Source organism: Sulfitobacter indolifex, assembly GCF_022788655.1.
Classification (GTDB): domain Bacteria; phylum Pseudomonadota; class Alphaproteobacteria; order Rhodobacterales; family Rhodobacteraceae; genus Sulfitobacter; species Sulfitobacter indolifex.
In genome coordinates this window covers 2,017,200-2,033,549 of the sequence record NZ_CP084951.1, presented here as the reverse complement: position 1 = coordinate 2,033,549, position 16,350 = coordinate 2,017,200, and the positions used below count along the sequence as shown (strand labels likewise).

The following is a 16,350-nucleotide window of genomic DNA, read 5'->3' as shown; positions in this document are numbered from 1 at the left end:
ACTCTGACGCGAATTCTGCGTGACGCTTGAACAGGATGACGGAGCCAACACCATGCGCCTGATGCTGATTTGCCTGAGCCTGTTGGCGCTTTCGGCCTGCGAAGGGCGGCAATCGGTTCTAAACCCCGCCGGGCGCGACGCGCAGGATGTGCTGTCGCTCATCTGGGTGATGTTTGGCGGGGCAGTGCTGCTTTGGCTCACGCTGGGGGCGATCTTTGTCTATGTGACCCGCGTGGAGCCGCGCGAGATGCCGCGTCGCTGGGGGGAGATACTGATCGTCGGCGGCGGGGTGATTTTCCCGGTGATCTTGCTGGGCGCCTTGCTGACCTACAGCCTGCCGATGATGAAACCGCAACGCGACGCTGATCCGGGCCTCAAGGTTCATATCACGGCTGAACAATGGTGGTGGCGCGTGGACTATGAGCTGCCCGACGGCAGCCGCGTGACCTCGGCCAATGAGTTGCGGCTGCCTACGGGACGGCGCACCGGGCTGGTGCTGAACGCGCATAAGGTGATCCATGCCTTCTGGGTGCCCGCCCTTGGCGGCAAGGTTGATATGATCCCGGGGCGCGAGACGTATCTGTCGTTCCTGCCTGAAGAGCCGGGCGTTTACCGGGGGCAATGCGCCGAATTCTGCGGCGCGTCCCATGCATTGATGGCATTCGAGACGGTGGTGATGACACCCGAAGACTTTGCCGAGTGGTTGACGGCTGAGGCCGAGGCAGCCCCCGCGCCCGCCAATGGAGAGGCCGTTCGTGGTGCGCAGGTCTTTGCCCGCGAGGGCTGCGGCGCTTGCCATAGCGTGCGCGGCACACGGGCGGTGGGGCAGGTGGGGCCGGATCTGACCCATGTCGGCAGCCGGAGAAGCATCGGTGCTGGCATTCTGAACGGCAGCGAAGAAGATTTCGCCCGCTTCATCGCCCATACCGAAAGCCTGAAACCCGAGGTCGCCATGCCAAGCTATGACCACATCGCGCCCGAAGACCTGCGCGCGCTGGTTGCTTATCTCAAGGGGCTGACATGACAAAACCCGCATCGCTCCCCATGGCCGAAGGGCCATATCCGCCAAGCGAGGCGGCCCTGGCCGAACCGGTACCGCAGGCCGAGCAGCAGCGCGGCGCCGAGGAGTTGCGCGCGGCGTGGAAGACGCCGGAAGGCTGGCGCTATGTCACTGCGGTCAATAACTCCGAAGTGGGCAAATGGTATGCGCTGACGGCGCTGGCCTTCATGCTGATCGCAGGGGTGGTGGCGCTCTTGATGCGGGTGCAACTGGCCTTTCCAGACATGACCTTTCTAGACGCGGATCGGTTTAACCAGTTCTTCACCATGCACGGCTCGGCGATGATGTTTCTTTTCGCCGTGCCGATGTTTGAGGCGATATCGATCCTGTTGCTGCCGGCCTTCCTCGGCGCGCGGGACATGCCGTTTCCCCGGCTATCTGCTTATGGATACTGGTGTTTTCTAATTGGCGGCTGTTTCGTTCTGGGCTCATTGCTGTTTGATGCCGCGCCCAAGGCGGGCTGGTTCATGTACCCGCCGCTTGCCACCAAAGAAGAGGGGATCGGCCCCGATGTCTGGCTTTTGGGGCTGAGCTTCATCGAAGTTGCCTCCATCGCGGCGGCGGTTGAGTTGATCGTCGGCGCGCTGAAATGCCGTCCGCCGGGGATGCGCGTTAACATTATGCCGCTCTATGCGTGGTATGTGTTGGTTGTGGGGGGCATGATCCTTTTCGCCTTTCCGCCGCTTATCGCCGGGGATTTCCTTTTCGAGCTGGAGCGGTCCTTTGACTGGCCGTTCTTCGATCCGACACGCGGCGGTGATCCGATCCTATGGCAGCACCTCTTTTGGATCTTCGGGCATCCCGAGGTCTATATCGTCTTCCTGCCCTCCATCGCCATCGCTGCGATGATCGTGCCCACTGTCGCGCAGCGGCCCATCGTGGGCTATTCGTGGATCGTGCTGAGCGCGGTGGGCACCGGGTTCCTCAGCTTCGGCCTTTGGGTGCACCACATGTTCACCACCGGGCTGCCGCAGATCAGCCTCGGCTTCTTCTCGGCTGCGTCTGAGGCGGTTGTGATCCCCACCGGCATCCAAATCTTCGCTTTTGTCGCCACGCTGATGGTGGGGCGGGTGAAGCTGACGCTGCCGATGCTCTGGATCGCCGGCGCGCTGGCAATATTTGTCGCGGGCGGGCTGACGGGGGTGATGCTGGCCATCGTGCCGTTTAACTGGCAGGTGCATGACACCTATTTCATCGTGGCACATCTACATTACACCCTTTTCGGCGGCATGGTCTTCCCAGTGATCGCCGGGGTCTATTATTTCTATCCCTTCATCGCCAAGAAGCTGCTGAGCGAACGCTTGGGCCTCTGGGCGTTCTGGCTGATCTTCTCGGGCTTCAACATTACCTTTCTGCCGATGCACCTAACCGGGTTGATGGGCATGCCGCGGCGGGTGTTCACCTATCCCGAAAGTTCGGGCTGGGGCTGGCTTAACCTGATCTCGACGCTGGGGGCTTTCATCATCGCGGCGGGCTTTGCCGTGTTCCTTTACGACCTGCTGCGCCCGAAAAAGGCCCAAGGTGAGATCCCGCGCAACCCGTGGGGTGCCGGCACGCTTGAGTTCTCCCATGAAGTGCCAGAGGAGGCGTGGGGCGTGCGCTCGGTCCCGCATGTGACCTCGCGCTATCCGCTGTGGGATCAACCGCTATTGGTCGAACGGATGGACGCGGGCCGCTACTATCTGCCAGATGCGCCTGATCATCAGCGTGAGACCATCGTGACCAGCGTGATCGACGCCAAGCCCGTGCATGTGCAGCGTGTCACCGGGCCTGCGTGGATCACCATCCTTGCTGCCGGTTTCACCGGCGGAGCGTTTATCTTTCCGACCTTCCACATCTACACACCCGCCATCATCTGCGGGGCCTTCGCCATCGTCTGCATCATGTATTGGCTCTGGACCAGCACCGCCCGCCCTCCGAAGGAAGCGATGCGCGATGCGGGGCTTGGCCTGCGCCTGCCGACCTATGCTTCGGGGCCGGATTCCGTCGGCTGGTGGGCCATGTGGATCACCATGTTGGGGGACGCCACGGCCTTTGCCAGCGTGGTCTTCGGGTTCTTTTTCTACTGGACAGCACGATCCGATTTCCCACCCGAGGGGGCGCTGCATCCCATGGGCCATTGTGTCGTCTTGGCAGCGCTGGCGGGCGTGGCGGCTTGGGCGTTGACGCTTGCGGCGCGCGAGGCGAACGTGCGCGGAAAGGTCGCGCTGGCCCGCGTGGCGCTGGTCTTGGGGCCCTTGGCCGCTGGGGCGGCAAGCGTGGCCGCTTGGGCCGCCGTGCGCGATCTTGACCCGACGTCCCATGTCTATCCCGCGATCCTGTGGGCGTTGATGGTCTGGCTGGTGGCGCATCTGAGCGCGGGCGTGTTGATGCAGGGTTATTGCTTGGCCGGGAGCGTATTTGGCAAGCTGACCCCGCGCCACGACGCCGATCTGCGCAATGTCACGCTTTATTGGCATTTCATGGCTGTCAAAGCGCTGGTGACCGCCGCGATCTTGGGCCTCGCGCCGGGGTGGCTGACATGAGCGACATCCGAGACGAAGAAGACGCCCATGAGTTCCGCGCCGAGGCGCTGAGCCTGTGGCGGATCACCTTCAGCCCGCTGATCTGGGCGGTGCATTTCGTGACCTCTTACGGGGCGACCGCGCTGGTCTGTGCCAAGGGCGGGACCGGGGCGGTGGCGCTGCTGCGGCTGGGCATCGGCATCGGCACGGTTTTTGCATTGGCGCTGATCCTCTGGCTGGCTTGGGGGGCATGGCGGCAATGGGATTTGCGGCGCGACCGGGAATGGGAGAATGACGCGGGCACAAGCGAAGACCGGCACCAGTTCCTTGGCCATGCGGCGTTTTTGTTGGCGGTGATTTCTTTCATCGGGGTGGTCTATGTCTCCCTGCCGGTGCTGCTGATCGGCGGCTGTGGATGAGGGTGGGGCTGGGATATGCCGGGCTGGCGTTGCTGGCATTGCTCTGGCTTTTGCCGCTGGGGCAATGGCTTGGCGCGGATTTCCCGCATCACATGCTGCGGCATATGGGGCTGGTGGCTGTGGTGGCGCCGCTGCTCGTGTTGGGCTTTCCCAAAGCAACTGCGGTGTTCGCCCTGTCGCCGCTTTTGGGCGCGGTGGTTGAGTTTGTCGTGGTCTGGGGCTGGCATCTGCCGGCGCTGCACGGCTGGGCCGATAGCGGATGGCCGGGGCTGCTGCTTGAACAGCTAAGTTTCGCTTTGGCCGGGCTGCTGGTCTGGGCCGGGTGCCTGCGCGGCGCGCCGTTGGCGGGGGCAGGTGGGCTGCTGCTGACCTCCATGCATATGACGCTGCTAGGCGCGCTGATTATTCTCGCCCCGCGTGACCTCTATGCTGCGATCTGTGGCCGTGCGCCGGACCTTGACGCGCAGCAATTGGGGGGGCTTTTGATGTTGGGGATTGGCACGCCGATTTATCTGGTCGCAGGATTGGCACTGGTCGCTAAGGCGCTGGAAGACAAAAGGGAAACGGCATGAAGCGGGTGATCCAAACCCTCGCCGCAGTGGCGGGTGGCGGGGCCATGGTGGCAGTCTTGATCGTGACGGTCGGGCTCTACAACGTCTCGGCTCGGGAGGGGCATATGTGGGGGGTGACCTGGCTGATGCACACGACCTTCAAACAGTCGGTCAAACTGCGCGCGCCGGGGCCAAAGGAGGTGCCGGATGACCTTGGTGCGCCGGATCGCGTGACGCTTGGGGCGCTGCATTTCAAATCCGGCTGCGCCTTCTGCCATGCGCTCCCCGGCCAGCCGCAAAGCGCCACGGCTCAAGCGATGGAGCCGACGCCGCCGCATATCAGTACCATCACCGATTGGACGCCGGGTGAGATGTTTTGGATCATCGACGAAGGCGTGAAAATGACCGGCATGCCACACTGGCCCGCCAAGGATCGCGACGACGAAGTTTGGTCGGTCGTGGCCTACCTGAACGCGCTGCCTGACGCGGCGGGGCAGGTGGCGCTGGCAGGCGAAGGGCGGGGCCGCGCAAGCTGTGCAGAGTGTCATGGCGAAAGTGGTGAGAGCGGCAACAGGTACATCCCTCGGCTTGACCTGCTGACCCCCGGCCAAATCGCAGAGGCGCTGCGGCAGTACCGTAGCGGTCAGCGGCCCAGCGGGATCATGCGAGAGGCGGCGATGGCGCTCAGCGACAGCGAGATCGCCACGCTGGCGCAGCAGTTCGGTTCTTCCAAAGGTCCACGGCGGCAGTCTGAACCTGCGCCCGAGGCCACAACCCCCGGCGCGCTGCTGGCGCAACGTGGCACTGGTGACGTACCTGCCTGCACCGCCTGTCACGGGCCGGGACGGCAGGCCGATGCGCCCATCGCACCGCTGCTGACCGGGCAAAGCCGCGACTATCTGGCGGCACAGCTCAGACTTTGGCGCGACGGGCATCGCGGTGGGGGGGAGCGGGCGCGTTTGATGCGCAAGGCCGCGCAGGACTTGAGTGATGCGGATATCGCAGCCTTGGCGGACTATTTCGCGGGGCTTCCGACTGAGTAGCCCTTAGCCCTCGGACCAAGTCTGCAACTTCTCGATCACCCGATCGGTCAGCGATTGCAGATCGTTTTGCACGGCCATCGCCGGGCAGGGCTGATCCAGCCGCGCGGCCATATCGCCCATGCGGAAGCCATTGGCGCTGTCGAGTTTCTCTAATTCCTCCCAAGTCACCGGCACGGCCACCGGCGCACCGGGGCGGGCGCGCAGGGAGTAGGGCGCGATGGCCGTGGCCCCGCGTTCGTTGCGCAGCCAGTCGATGAAGATGCGGCCCTTGCGCTTGGCCTTGGACATGGTGGCGACATAACGTTCGGGGTTTTGCGCGGCCATGACATGGGCGAAGGTTTTTGAGAAAAGCTTGACCGTGTCCCAGCCGCGTGTGCGGCGCAAAGACAGCCAGACATGCACGCCCTTGCCCCCAGTCACGATAGCCCCCGATTGCAAGCCGAGTGCCGCCAGCGCGTCGCGCAGCTCAAAAGCCGCGGCGCGCACATCGGGCCAGTCCAACCCCTCATCTGGATCAAGGTCAAAGACCAGCCGGTCGGGGCGGTCCAACCGATCCACCCGCGCGCCCCAGATGTGATACTCCAAACTGCCCATCTGCGCCGCCGCAATCAGGCTGTCGGGCCGCGTGGCATAGAGGTAATCCGCTGCGTCGCCGTCACTTTCTTCGATTGAAACCCGCGACAGCGCATCGGGCATCCCGCCGCTGTCGTGTTTTTGAAAGAAACATTGCCCGTCGATCCCCGAAGGGCAGCGGAACAGCGACAGTGGGCGGTGGCCGATCAGTTCGATCATGCGGGGGCCGACGCGCTCGTAATGCCGTGCCACATCACCCTTGGTGCAGCCCGCATCGGGGAAAACTTTGCGGTCGGCATTGCTAATTTGAACGCCGCCGACCTTGCTGTCATCGCCCATCTCTGGCTCCTCTAGCGGTTCTTCCACGGTCACTTGGGCGGCGTCTTTGTCGTGACGCAGGCCCAGAAAACTGCCGTGCCGGATCACACCATCGTCGGTGAATTCGGTGAAATCCACCTCCGCCACCAGATCGGCGCGGACCCATTTGGCATCGCGGGCGACCTCGGGCGGAACGTCGCTCGCAGGCGGGGTTTTGCGGGCGGTCATGGCGCGAGAGAGGTCGTCCATAACCTCCGCCGAGAACCCAGTGCCGACGCGACCCTTATAACGCAATTCGCCCCCTTCATGGCTGCCGAGCAGCAGCGAGGCAAAGGCGCGGCCCTTCTTGTCAGAGGGGGAATAGCCAATGATGACGAATTCCTGCCGCCGGGTGCATTTGACCTTGAGCCAGTTTTTGCTGCGCCTGCCGGAATAGGGCGCGTCGATGCGTTTGCTGATGATCCCCTCGGCCCCGGCCTCGCAGGCGCGTTTGAATACTTCGGGGCCGTGGCTGACCACATGTTCGCTCAGGCGCAGCGCCCCACCTGCGGGCACGCCAGAGAGCAGTTTTGCCAGTCGTGCGCGGCGGTCTTCTTGCAGGGTGTCACGGAAATCTTCGCGATCGAGCGACAACAGGTCGAATGCATAAAACACCAACGGATGCCCTTCCTTCAACGCCCGTTGCAGCGAGGAGAAAGCCGAACCTTTGATCTTGGCCGCCATGACTTCGCCGTCAAGCAGCGCGCTGTCACAGGGCAGCGCGTCGAAGGCACGGCCAAGTGCACCGAACTTGTCGGTCCAATCCTTGCCCGTGCGGGTAAAGAGCCGCGTACCTGTCGTGCCGAGGGAAGCCAGACAGCGATATCCGTCAAATTTCGTCTCATGCATCCACCCTTCGCCCTCAGGCGCGTCACTGACCAGAGTGGCGAGTTGCGGTTTAACGAATGCAGGGTTTTTGCTTTTCCGCGCCGGCCGCGCATCAGCAACCTTCTTCGCGGGGGCATCCTTGGCGATCTCGGACATCGTGCGGCCCGTCGTTATCGACCGCGCGGTGCCCTTGGTTAGTCCGTCGGGCTGATCAGTCGCATAGTCGTCGCGTTCTTTGATCAGTAACCAGTTTTCGCGCTTTTCACCGCCGCGCATCCGCACCAGCGTCCAGCCGCCCTGCATATGCTGGCCTTGAAGCGTGAATTTTAGCTTGCCGTCGTTCAATCCTTTGGTGACATCACCTTGGGGCATCCAAGTGCCACGGTCCCACAGCATCACCGTGCCGCCGCCATATTGGCCCTTCGGAATGGTCCCCTCGAACCCGCCATAATCAAGCGGATGATCCTCTGTCCGCACGGCAAGGCGTTTTTCCGATGGGTCACGCGAGGGGCCTTTTGTGACCGCCCAACTGAGCAGCACCCCCTCCCACTCAAGGCGAAAGTCGTAATGTAGCCGAGTGGCGTCATGCTTTTGGACGACAAAGCTTTGCGCTGCGCCCGCGCCAATCTGGCCACGTGGTTCGGCGGTGGCGTCGAAATCACGTTTGGCGTTGTAACTGGCGAGCTTGTCTGCAGGTTTTGCCATCACGAGGCCTTCTTGCGCGGTGCCTTTTTCTTGGTGCCAGACTTCGCGCCGCCCGCGTCTTTCAGGCTCTCTTTCAGCGCGCTCATCAGGTCGATGACGTTCTCGCCCTCAGCAGGGCCGTCATCGCCGGTCTGCACGCGCGGTGTCTTTTTGTTTTTCACCTTGGCGTCCAAAAGCTTTTGCATCGCTTCGGCGTATTTGTCGGTATAGGCGGAAGCGTCGAAGGGCGCGGTCTTCTTGTCGATCAGCGAGGTGGCAACTTCGAGCAGTTCCTTGTCGGTCTTGTCATCCTCTATATCGGTGAAAATCTCATCCGCGTCGCGCAGCTCATCAGCGTAGTGCAGCGTCTCCATCAACAGGCCGTCACCGCAGGGTTTAACGCAAGCGAGGTATTCCTTGCCGCGCATGGTAACCTGGCCCAACCCCACCTTTTTGGCCTGACGCAGCGCGTCGCGCACAACGCGGTAAGCGTCTTGGGCCAAATCATCTGAGGCGGTGATGTAATAGGGCTTGTCGAAGTAGAGTGGGGAAATCTCGCAGGCATCGACGAATTGTACCAATTCGAACGTCTTCTTCGTCTCAAGTTTGATCTGATCCACTTCATCGGGGTCTAGCAGGATATATTCGTCACTGCCAACTTCGTACCCCTTCACGATGTCTTCGGCCTTTATCGGCCCGATGCCGGGAACTGATTTCTCATAACGGATGCGCTTGCCCGAGGGTTTATGAATTTGGCGAAAGGAGACCTTTGAACTGGTCTTTGTGGCCGAGAAAATCTCGACCGGGATCGATACGAGCGAAAGGCGAAGCTGTCCTTTCCAAAGTGCGCGCGGTGCCATGGTATCTCTCTCCTATTTACCTTTCGCGCGCCCTAGTTTGTCGGCCTTGACCGCGTCGCGCTCACCCATCGGCTCATCCGGTCCGGTGGTGCTGTCTTTACGGGTCTGGGCCTCCATCTCAGAGTTAAACTCTGCGCCCAAGAGGACGATAAAGGCCGAAATCCAAAGCCACATCAGCAGAATGATTGCCCCGGCCATGCTGCCAAAACTTTCGTTATAGCTGCCGAAATTGCTGACATAGATCGAGAACCCGACCGATGCGACGATCCAAAGAACGCAGGCGATGACAGAGCCGGGGGTCAGCCATTTCCACTCAGCGTTGTCGCGCGCCGGACCGTAGCGGTAAAGGACAGCCAGAGCGAGGACCGTGAGGGCAGCCAAAAGCACCCAGCTGCCGTAGGTCAACAGCGTTTCAAACCAGTCAGGCAGCGCGAGAAAGTTAACGACGGCAGGCACGGCTAATGTCGCGCCGAGGCCCAAAAGCAGCACGCCAACAAGCATGAGCGTGAGGCCAAGGGTCCAGATCAGTTTGGTAACGAAGCCGCGGGTCTCATCCTCGTCGTAGGCGACGTTGAGACCTTCCATCAAACTGCCCACACCTTTCGAAGCTGAGTAGAGCGCAAGCCCGACACCAATCAGAAAGGCCCAGCCCAGACCGGTTTCTTCGGACCCTGTCACGGCGATGGCCTGATCAAGGATGATCGTTGCAGCTTCTTCGGGGATAAGCCGGGTAATCGCTTCTAGCTGTTCGGTAACCTGCGCGGGCTCCATCACCAGACCAGCAAGCGCCATCAGCGCGGTGACGGCGGGAAAAATCGCCAAGAGCGCGTAAAACGCCACGCCAGCGGCAACCAATGACACATGGTCGGCCGCGATCTCGTCCTTAACCCGGAATAAAATGTCTTTCCATCCGGGGGCCGGTATCTCAATCGGCGTCTCCGCTCCACGTCCGCGCGCCATAGGTGTACCTCTGTCTTTTTGGAATTTATTAGAAAAAATGCCCGCCCCCAAAGTAGGGGACGGGCTGTGAGTGGATTAGCTTTTAACGTCGCCCAGCTTTTGCTTATCAGCTTCGTCTTTCGCTGCATCGGCCACGCGCTGGCCGCTTTCTTTGGCCTTTTTCACCGCGGCGTCGGCGGCGGTTTCTTCGTCGGCTGCGGCATCAGCGTTGGCTTTGGTCTCTTTCAAGACTTTGCCTGCTTCATCTGTCGCGGCCTTGGCCACTTTACCAAGCTTTTCGCGCTCGTCAGCGTAGATACGCTCGGCTTCGCTAAAGAGCGCGTCGCTATGCTCGCCCATATAGGTGTCTTCGGTGCGGCTGCGGGGCAGGGCGGCGCCGAAGGCGGCACCAACGGCCAGCGCCAGTGCACCAGCGACCAAGGGATGCTCTTCGAACATGTCGGAAGCTCGCTCGCGGCCCTGACGGGCATAGCGACCACCAGCGTCCCAAGCGTCCACTGCACGGGCGCGGGCCATAACGATCCGCTCGCGGGCTTCTGCGCTCATCTGCTCGGTGCCTTCGGATAGGCGATCCCGCAGCGCATGTGCGCGCTCGTTGGCGGCGCTGGCACCGTCGCGGACGCTGTTCGCGGCACCGCTGGCTGTGCTGCGCACACTAGCGACAGCAGAGCTTGCACCGTATGATGCGCGATCACGGGCATAACGCGCACCGCTTGCAACGGACGACCCGGCAGAGCGGGCACCATCGGATACCGAGCTTGCAGCACCCTTCACGCCACCCGCGGCAGAGCTTGCAGCACCCGAGACACCGCTTGCCGCAGAGCCTGCAGCGCCTTTGACGCTACCAGCGGCAGAGCGGGCACGATCACCCAAGCCCCGGCCATCGTCATCATCGTGATGTACGTCGCGGGCCCATGCGGGCACGTTGTCAGTTGCGTTGCGCTCAGAGCCATAGCTGGATGCATAGGCGCTTGCAGGGGCAGACGAACGGCGAGCGTCGCGCACGGCGGGGCGATTGTCGGTGTTTGTCACGGGAACTGGCACGGGATGTGCGCGCTCACGGTCAAGACCTTCATAGCCACGGTTGTCGCGGGTGTTGCCGCTGCCGAAAACCAACCATGCAAGGCCAGCGCCTGTCAGTGCCAGAGCCACCGGGTTGCGCTTGGCCGCTTCAGAGACCGAGCGGCCCCAGTCGCCACCATGCTCGCGGAACTGATCCGAGAACTGGCGCGCGATGCCTTCGACCGAAAAGCGGTCTTGCAGATCGTCCAGAGTGTTGGCCAAACCGGCGCGCTCCCGTTCGATTTCGCGTTCAATTTCTTCGGGATTTCTGGAGTCATTTGTCATCGTAAACCTCCTTCATGGTCTGTGCGTCACGCTTGACGTTTTTGGCTGTGCGGGTCGGCGCAAGGCTGCTCAGTTTCAGGTCGTTTGTGCCTTTCTGGACCATCACGTAAGCAACGATCGCAAGCAGCACGCCGACAATCACAGCGGACCAACCGGCGGGGATGCCAGCCTCGGTCAACGCGGCGACGAGGGCGGCACTCAGCACATTCAACGCTGTCAGAGCGACGACGACTGCGCCGACGATCAAACCAATGGCCACGCCTGCGTGCTTCAGATTTTCGTTCACTTCTGCGCGGGCCAGATCGACCTCCTTGCGCATCAGCGAGCTCACGTGGGAGAGCGCTTCGGTCAGCAGGCTCCCGGCAGATTTATTGCTATCGGTGGTCATACTTTATCTCCTGTTACGACTGTAGGCGCGGCAGGTTGGGCGGTTGCGCGGCTAGGAACGGCGCTTGCGGCGCCAGTCGGCGGCGTGCCGGGCATGGGCCGGTCAATACGGTCGTCATCGTCATATTCAACGCCGGACCCGCCGTATCCACCAGCTGGCCGATCGCTTGAGGCTTTGGCAAAACGGGTGGCCACAAAGCCCAGAAGGGCTGCACCACCAAGGAAGACCAGCGGATTGCGCTTGGCGAACCCGTTCAGGTCACCCACCACTTCGCCGAGGTCTTTGTCGCGCATGGTTTCTGACACATCGGCCAAACCATCGGCGAGTTGGCTAAAGCTACGCTCTTGAGGGGAGCCGCTGCGCAACTCGTCTGCGGCTGTGCGCAAAGCCGAGGCCACGCCTTTGACTTCATCCGCAGCTGTATCGCGGGCTTGATACGCATAGTTGGTGGCTTCGGTCGAAACGGTGTCGGCCAAGTCACGGGCCTGCGCTTTGGCTGTCTCGGTCGCACTGCTTGCAGCGGCGGCGGCTTTGTCTTTTGCGGCAGTCGCTTGCTCTTTAGCGGTGCTGCTTTGTGTCTGTGTATTCTTGTCTTCGGGCATGGTGACCTCCATTAAAATACGAGATTCAGGATCGCGAGAACGACCACGATAAGGCCGATAAGGTAGAAAATTCCGTGCATGGGTCCCTCCATTCGTCTTCGTCAATTATATCATCTACAGCCCAACGGCTGACGCTGCTGGCGGTTCCCCCCGAAACTCAAAAGAATGCCGGGAACCTCTTGGTCTGCGGCGATTAAATGCCCGTAAGGGCATAGCGGGGTGTACAAACGCAAACGGCGCGCCCCGTGGGACGCGCCGCCGCTTAACAAAGATCAAGTCGTTCAGCCGTCGATGCGGCCTGCCATGATCGCGATGGCCTTTTGGTAGACGCCCGCTGCATTCCACGCCTGAATGACACGGAAATTTGGTTGGCCTTCTTGATAGCCAGCACCGGGCTGCCAACCTTTCTGGCGCAGAAAGTTGGCGGTGGAGGCGAGTGCATCGGTTTCGCTGTAAAAGTCCACACGCCCATCCCCATTGCCATCAACGCCGTAGCTCAGCGCGTTACCGGGCAGAAACTGGGTATGGCCCAACTCGCCATGTTTCGCGCCCTTGGTGCTGGGCGTGATAGCGCCTTGATCAACCAATTTCAAAGCGCCAATGGCATGGGGCACGAAAAAGTCGGAACGGCGGCAGTCATAGGCCAGTGTCGTGATGGCCGAGACAACCGCGCTGTCGCCCATGAACCCACCAAAGCCTGTTTCCATGCCGTGGATCGCCAGAAGAACGCCGGCAGGGACGCCGTAGCGCTGCTCAAGCGCGGAGTAAAAGCCAGCGTTGCGGGCTTTGCGCTTGCGGCCTTGGGCTACAATCGTATCCGCGCCACGCACCTGCATGAACTTGGACAATGAGTATTTGAATGACTTCTGATTGCGGTCTGCGGCAATGGTTCCGTTGGCATAGCGCGCGCTTGCCAATGCATTCAGGCCGGATTGGCCAACGCCGGCGGCGCGGGCCTCTTGGGCAAAGGCGCCCTTCCATGCATCAAAGCCATTGGCCGTGTTTCCGCACTGCGCGGCCAAGGTGGGAGCTGCCATGAACGTGCAGATGGCCGCGGTGGTAGTGAAAAGTGATTTAATCATGAGTTTGACCCTCTGCGTCTGTGTACGAGGCAAAGGTTAGCCCAATTGAACACCGGTTCAACTGAGTTGACCGATGAGATTGAAAATCTTTTTCCGTTACCTGGGCAACAGCGCGCTGACATGTTCAAGGGCAGCCCCGGCCCATACGCGAACCTGCGGCATGCTTTCTTGCGCAATGCTTGCCCCTGCCACGAGCACACAGATCGCAACCAATACCACCAAACCCTTGCGCCCGCGCTTTGCACCGCGTCGCTTGCTGTGATTTTTCTTGGCGCGGTCTTCGAGACGGACAAGCCGCTCGTTAAATGTGGTCGTGGAAATCGGCATCGTAACTGCGTCCTCTGCAGGGTTTTGTTAGATATTGGTTAAGCGCTGTGGCTGATTTATGGCGAAGATTGGGCGCGCGAGAGGATTAGCCGCCAAGAAGCAGGGTCGCCCCTGCAAAACCCGCAATGCCGGTGGCGGCGAAACCCAACAGCATCAGCAAACCATCATGATAAAGCAGCGCCAGTCCGAAGATTGAGATGGTGACCATCGGCACGGATGTTGCGAAGGGCACCACCTCAAGTGGGAGCACCGCAAGGCAGAGGCAAAGGATCAGAATGCTGGCCGCTTTTCGGCCCGTGGAGCCGGTAAGGGGGGCAAGTCGGGTGTGGAGCTTTTCGTCGATCCATTCTGAGATGGGCTTTAGCCACTCGACCGATTTCAAAACCTTTTTGGATTTCAGGCTCCGGTTTCGCAGCCAATCAGGGGCCCAAAAATGCTCATAGCCCATGAACATGCGCAGAACGAGAATAGCCACCAAAAGTGCCAGCATGGTGGGAAAACCGGGGATACCGCCAAGCGGGGTCAGCTCCATCAGCGGAAGCACAGCAAGGGCCGCGCCGTATCCACGCTGGTCCAGCGCGTCGATCAGATGACCGACCTTGACGGTATCTGTTCCTTGGGAGGCGTCTTCGAGCTCTTCAACAACATCCGTAAGGGCCGTTGAGTCGTCAGCCATAATACGCACCCCTTATCGCGCTGCTCTGCCAAGGTAACGCGGTGGGGCATCCTGTGTTCCACGTTCCCGAAAGCAAATGGGCACAAAAGCAAAAGGGCGCGGTGTGACCCACGCCCTTTCAAATTTCAGCTAACTGCCCCGTGGGGCGAAAAAATTAGCAGCTGTAGTACATGCCGAATTCAACCGGGTGCGGGGTCTGTTCGAATTTCAGAACCTCTTCCGTCTTCAGCGCGATATAGCCATCGATCTGGTCGCGGGTGAACACGTCACCGGCCAGCAGATAGTCCATGTCCTTGGACAACTCGTCCAGCGCTTCGCGCAGCGAACCCGCCACTGTTGGGATGTCTGCCAGCTCTTCTGCAGGCAGGTCATAGAGGTTCTTGTCCATCGCCTCGCCGGGATCGATCTTGTTCTTGATGCCGTCAAGGCCGGCCATCAACAGGGCCGCGAATGCCAGATAGGGGTTCGCTGCCGGATCGGGGAAACGGGCCTCAACACGCTTGGCTTTGGGGCTTTCGGTCCATGGGATACGGACGCAGCCCGACCGGTTGCGCGCGGAATAGGCACGCAGAACGGGTGCTTCGAAACCGGGGATCAAACGCTTGTAGCTGTTGGTCGTCGGGTTGGTGAAGGCGTTGAGCGATTTGGCGTGGCTCAAGATACCGCCGATGAACCACAGAGCTTCTTGGCTGAGGTCGGCGTATTTGTCGCCTGCGAACAGGGGCTTGCCGTCTTTCCAAATCGACATGTTGACGTGCATACCAGAGCCGTTATCGCCAAAGATTGGCTTGGGCATGAAGGTGGCCGACTTGCCGTACGCATGGGCCACGTTGTGAACCACGTATTTGTACTTCTGGATTTCGTCAGCTTGCTTGGTCAGCTCACCAAAGATCAGACCCAGCTCATGCTGGCAGGACGCAACCTCGTGGTGGTGCTTGTCGACCTTCATGCCAAGGCGCTTCATGGTCGACAGCATCTCGGCGCGCAGGTCTTGCGCTTCGTCCACCGGGTTTACAGGGAAGTAGCCGCCCTTAAGGCCCGGGCGGTGGCCCATATTGCCCATCTCATAGTCGGTGTCAGAGTTCCACGAGCCGTCGGACGCATCAACTTCGTAGGATACCTTGTTGACTTTGTTAGAGAACTTCACATCGTCGAACAGGAAGAACTCGGCCTCAGGGCCAAAGTAAGCGTTGTCACCGATGCCGGAAGACTTAAGGTAGGCTTCGGCCTTTTCGGCGGTGCCACGCGGGTCGCGCTCATAGCTTTCGCCGGTGTCTGGCTCAGCGACAGAGCAGTGCACGCAGATCGTGGTTTCGGCATAGAAGGGGTCGATATAAGCGGTGCTCACGTCGGGCATCAGCTTCATATCGGAGGCTTCAATGCTTTTCCAACCAGCGATGGACGAGCCGTCGAACATAAAGCCTTCTTCGAGGAAGTCTTCGTCAACCAGATCGCTCACGATGGTAACGTGCTGCAGCGTGCCGCGGGTGTCAGTGAAACGGATGTCGACATATTCAATGCCTTCATCCTTGATTTTGCTCAGGAATTCCTGGTTATCCATCGAGTAGGTCCTTTTGGTATTTTGTAGTCTAGGCCAAGGGGCCGATTTTAGAGCGCGTCTGAACCGGATTCCCCGGTACGGATGCGGATTGTCTGTTCAACAGGGGAGACGAAAATTTTACCGTCGCCGATTTTCTCCGTTTTAGCGGCGTCGACGATAGCTGCGATAGCTGCGTCCACCTGATCGTCATCCAATACCACTTCAACCTTCACTTTGGGAAGGAAATCTACGACATACTCAGCACCGCGGTAGAGTTCGGTGTGGCCTTTCTGACGGCCAAAGCCTTTGACTTCAATGACGCTAAGACCCTGAACGCCCACATCTTGAAGGGCTTCTTTGACTTCGTCGAGTTTGAATGGCTTGATGATGGCTTCGATCTTTTTCATGGTATTCCCCTGACAATTCCCGCGCAATTATGCTCTGGTTTTTGACAGAGCATCCCGCCCGCGTAACGTCCAGCACCGGGCAGGGGGTTACATGGCGCGGGGGGCGCATTTGCCAAGGGGCGATTAGAATTTGCGCAGGTTG

16 protein-coding genes are annotated in these 16,350 nt (G+C 60.6%); 5 read left to right on the top strand and 11 right to left on the bottom strand.

Annotated elements, in window-relative coordinates; translation table 11 throughout:
* The first annotated feature begins 52 nt into the window (after positions 1–52).
* Genes DSM14862_RS09920 through DSM14862_RS09900 form a run of 5 tightly spaced genes read left to right on the top strand, consistent with a single transcriptional unit; the run spans position 53 to position 5,577 of the window.
* Entirely contained in the window at positions 53–1,024 is a 972-nt protein-coding gene (locus DSM14862_RS09920; protein ID WP_007120135.1) for a cytochrome c oxidase subunit II, read from the top strand.
* The gene (gene ctaD / locus DSM14862_RS09915) at positions 1,021–3,585 is read left to right on the top strand and encodes a cytochrome c oxidase subunit I (protein ID WP_007120134.1); all 2,565 of its coding nucleotides are present in this window, start codon (positions 1,021–1,023) and stop codon (positions 3,583–3,585) included. The genes DSM14862_RS09920 and ctaD overlap by 4 nt, the downstream gene beginning before the upstream one ends.
* On the top strand, positions 3,582–3,983 hold the full coding sequence (locus tag DSM14862_RS09910; protein WP_007120133.1) for a hypothetical protein: 402 nt from the start codon (positions 3,582–3,584) through the stop codon (positions 3,981–3,983). The genes ctaD and DSM14862_RS09910 overlap by 4 nt, the downstream gene beginning before the upstream one ends.
* Positions 3,980–4,555: a cytochrome c oxidase assembly protein gene (locus DSM14862_RS09905; RefSeq protein WP_007120132.1), complete on the top strand. Its 576-nt coding sequence runs from the start codon at positions 3,980–3,982 to the stop codon at positions 4,553–4,555. The genes DSM14862_RS09910 and DSM14862_RS09905 overlap by 4 nt, the downstream gene beginning before the upstream one ends.
* Complete coding sequence (locus DSM14862_RS09900) at positions 4,552–5,577, top strand: c-type cytochrome (RefSeq protein WP_007120131.1); 1,026 nt, start codon at positions 4,552–4,554, stop codon at positions 5,575–5,577. The genes DSM14862_RS09905 and DSM14862_RS09900 overlap by 4 nt, the downstream gene beginning before the upstream one ends.
* A gap of 3 nt (positions 5,578–5,580) precedes the next feature.
* On the opposite strand, the gene ligD is transcribed toward DSM14862_RS09900, so the two are convergent.
* The 11 genes from ligD to DSM14862_RS09845 all read right to left on the bottom strand — a co-directional run bounded on the left by ligD (position 5,581) and on the right by DSM14862_RS09845 (position 16,208).
* Positions 5,581–8,040 carry a DNA ligase D gene (ligD, locus tag DSM14862_RS09895; RefSeq protein ID WP_007120130.1) on the bottom strand — a complete coding sequence of 820 codons (2,460 nt, stop codon included), beginning with the start codon at positions 8,038–8,040 and terminating at the stop codon, positions 5,581–5,583.
* Positions 8,040–8,879, bottom strand: coding sequence for a non-homologous end joining protein Ku (gene ku / locus DSM14862_RS09890; RefSeq protein WP_007120129.1), 840 nt, complete (start codon positions 8,877–8,879; stop codon positions 8,040–8,042). The genes ligD and ku overlap by 1 nt, the downstream gene beginning before the upstream one ends.
* 12 nt (positions 8,880–8,891) lie before the next feature.
* Positions 8,892–9,839 carry a YihY/virulence factor BrkB family protein gene (locus tag DSM14862_RS09885; protein WP_007120128.1) on the bottom strand — a complete coding sequence of 316 codons (948 nt, stop codon included), beginning with the start codon at positions 9,837–9,839 and terminating at the stop codon, positions 8,892–8,894.
* A gap of 75 nt (positions 9,840–9,914) precedes the next feature.
* Positions 9,915–11,186: a DUF3618 domain-containing protein gene (locus DSM14862_RS09880; protein WP_007120127.1), complete on the bottom strand. Its 1,272-nt coding sequence runs from the start codon at positions 11,184–11,186 to the stop codon at positions 9,915–9,917.
* Positions 11,176–11,574, bottom strand: coding sequence for a phage holin family protein (locus DSM14862_RS09875; RefSeq protein WP_007120126.1), 399 nt, complete (start codon positions 11,572–11,574; stop codon positions 11,176–11,178). Before DSM14862_RS09875 ends, DSM14862_RS09880 begins: the two co-directional genes overlap by 11 nt.
* A complete protein-coding gene (locus tag DSM14862_RS09870) occupies positions 11,571–12,176 on the bottom strand; it encodes a hypothetical protein (protein WP_243254235.1) in 606 nt (201 codons plus the stop codon). The genes DSM14862_RS09875 and DSM14862_RS09870 overlap by 4 nt, the downstream gene beginning before the upstream one ends.
* A 281-nt stretch (positions 12,177–12,457) precedes the next feature.
* Complete coding sequence (locus DSM14862_RS09865; RefSeq protein WP_007120123.1) at positions 12,458–13,258, bottom strand: lytic murein transglycosylase; 801 nt, start codon at positions 13,256–13,258, stop codon at positions 12,458–12,460.
* 96 nt (positions 13,259–13,354) lie between these two features.
* On the bottom strand, positions 13,355–13,585 hold the full coding sequence (locus tag DSM14862_RS09860) for a hypothetical protein (RefSeq protein WP_007120122.1): 231 nt from the start codon (positions 13,583–13,585) through the stop codon (positions 13,355–13,357).
* Between the two features lie 85 nt (positions 13,586–13,670).
* The gene (locus DSM14862_RS09855) at positions 13,671–14,261 is read right to left on the bottom strand and encodes an exopolysaccharide biosynthesis protein (RefSeq protein WP_007120121.1); all 591 of its coding nucleotides are present in this window, start codon (positions 14,259–14,261) and stop codon (positions 13,671–13,673) included.
* A 154-nt stretch (positions 14,262–14,415) separates the two neighbouring features.
* Positions 14,416–15,822, bottom strand: coding sequence for a type I glutamate--ammonia ligase (gene glnA / locus DSM14862_RS09850; RefSeq protein WP_007120120.1), 1,407 nt, complete (start codon positions 15,820–15,822; stop codon positions 14,416–14,418).
* 47 nt (positions 15,823–15,869) lie between these two features.
* Positions 15,870–16,208, bottom strand: a complete 339-nt coding sequence (locus DSM14862_RS09845; RefSeq protein WP_007120118.1) for a P-II family nitrogen regulator — start codon at positions 16,206–16,208, stop codon at positions 15,870–15,872.
* Positions 16,209–16,350 lie beyond the last annotated feature (142 nt).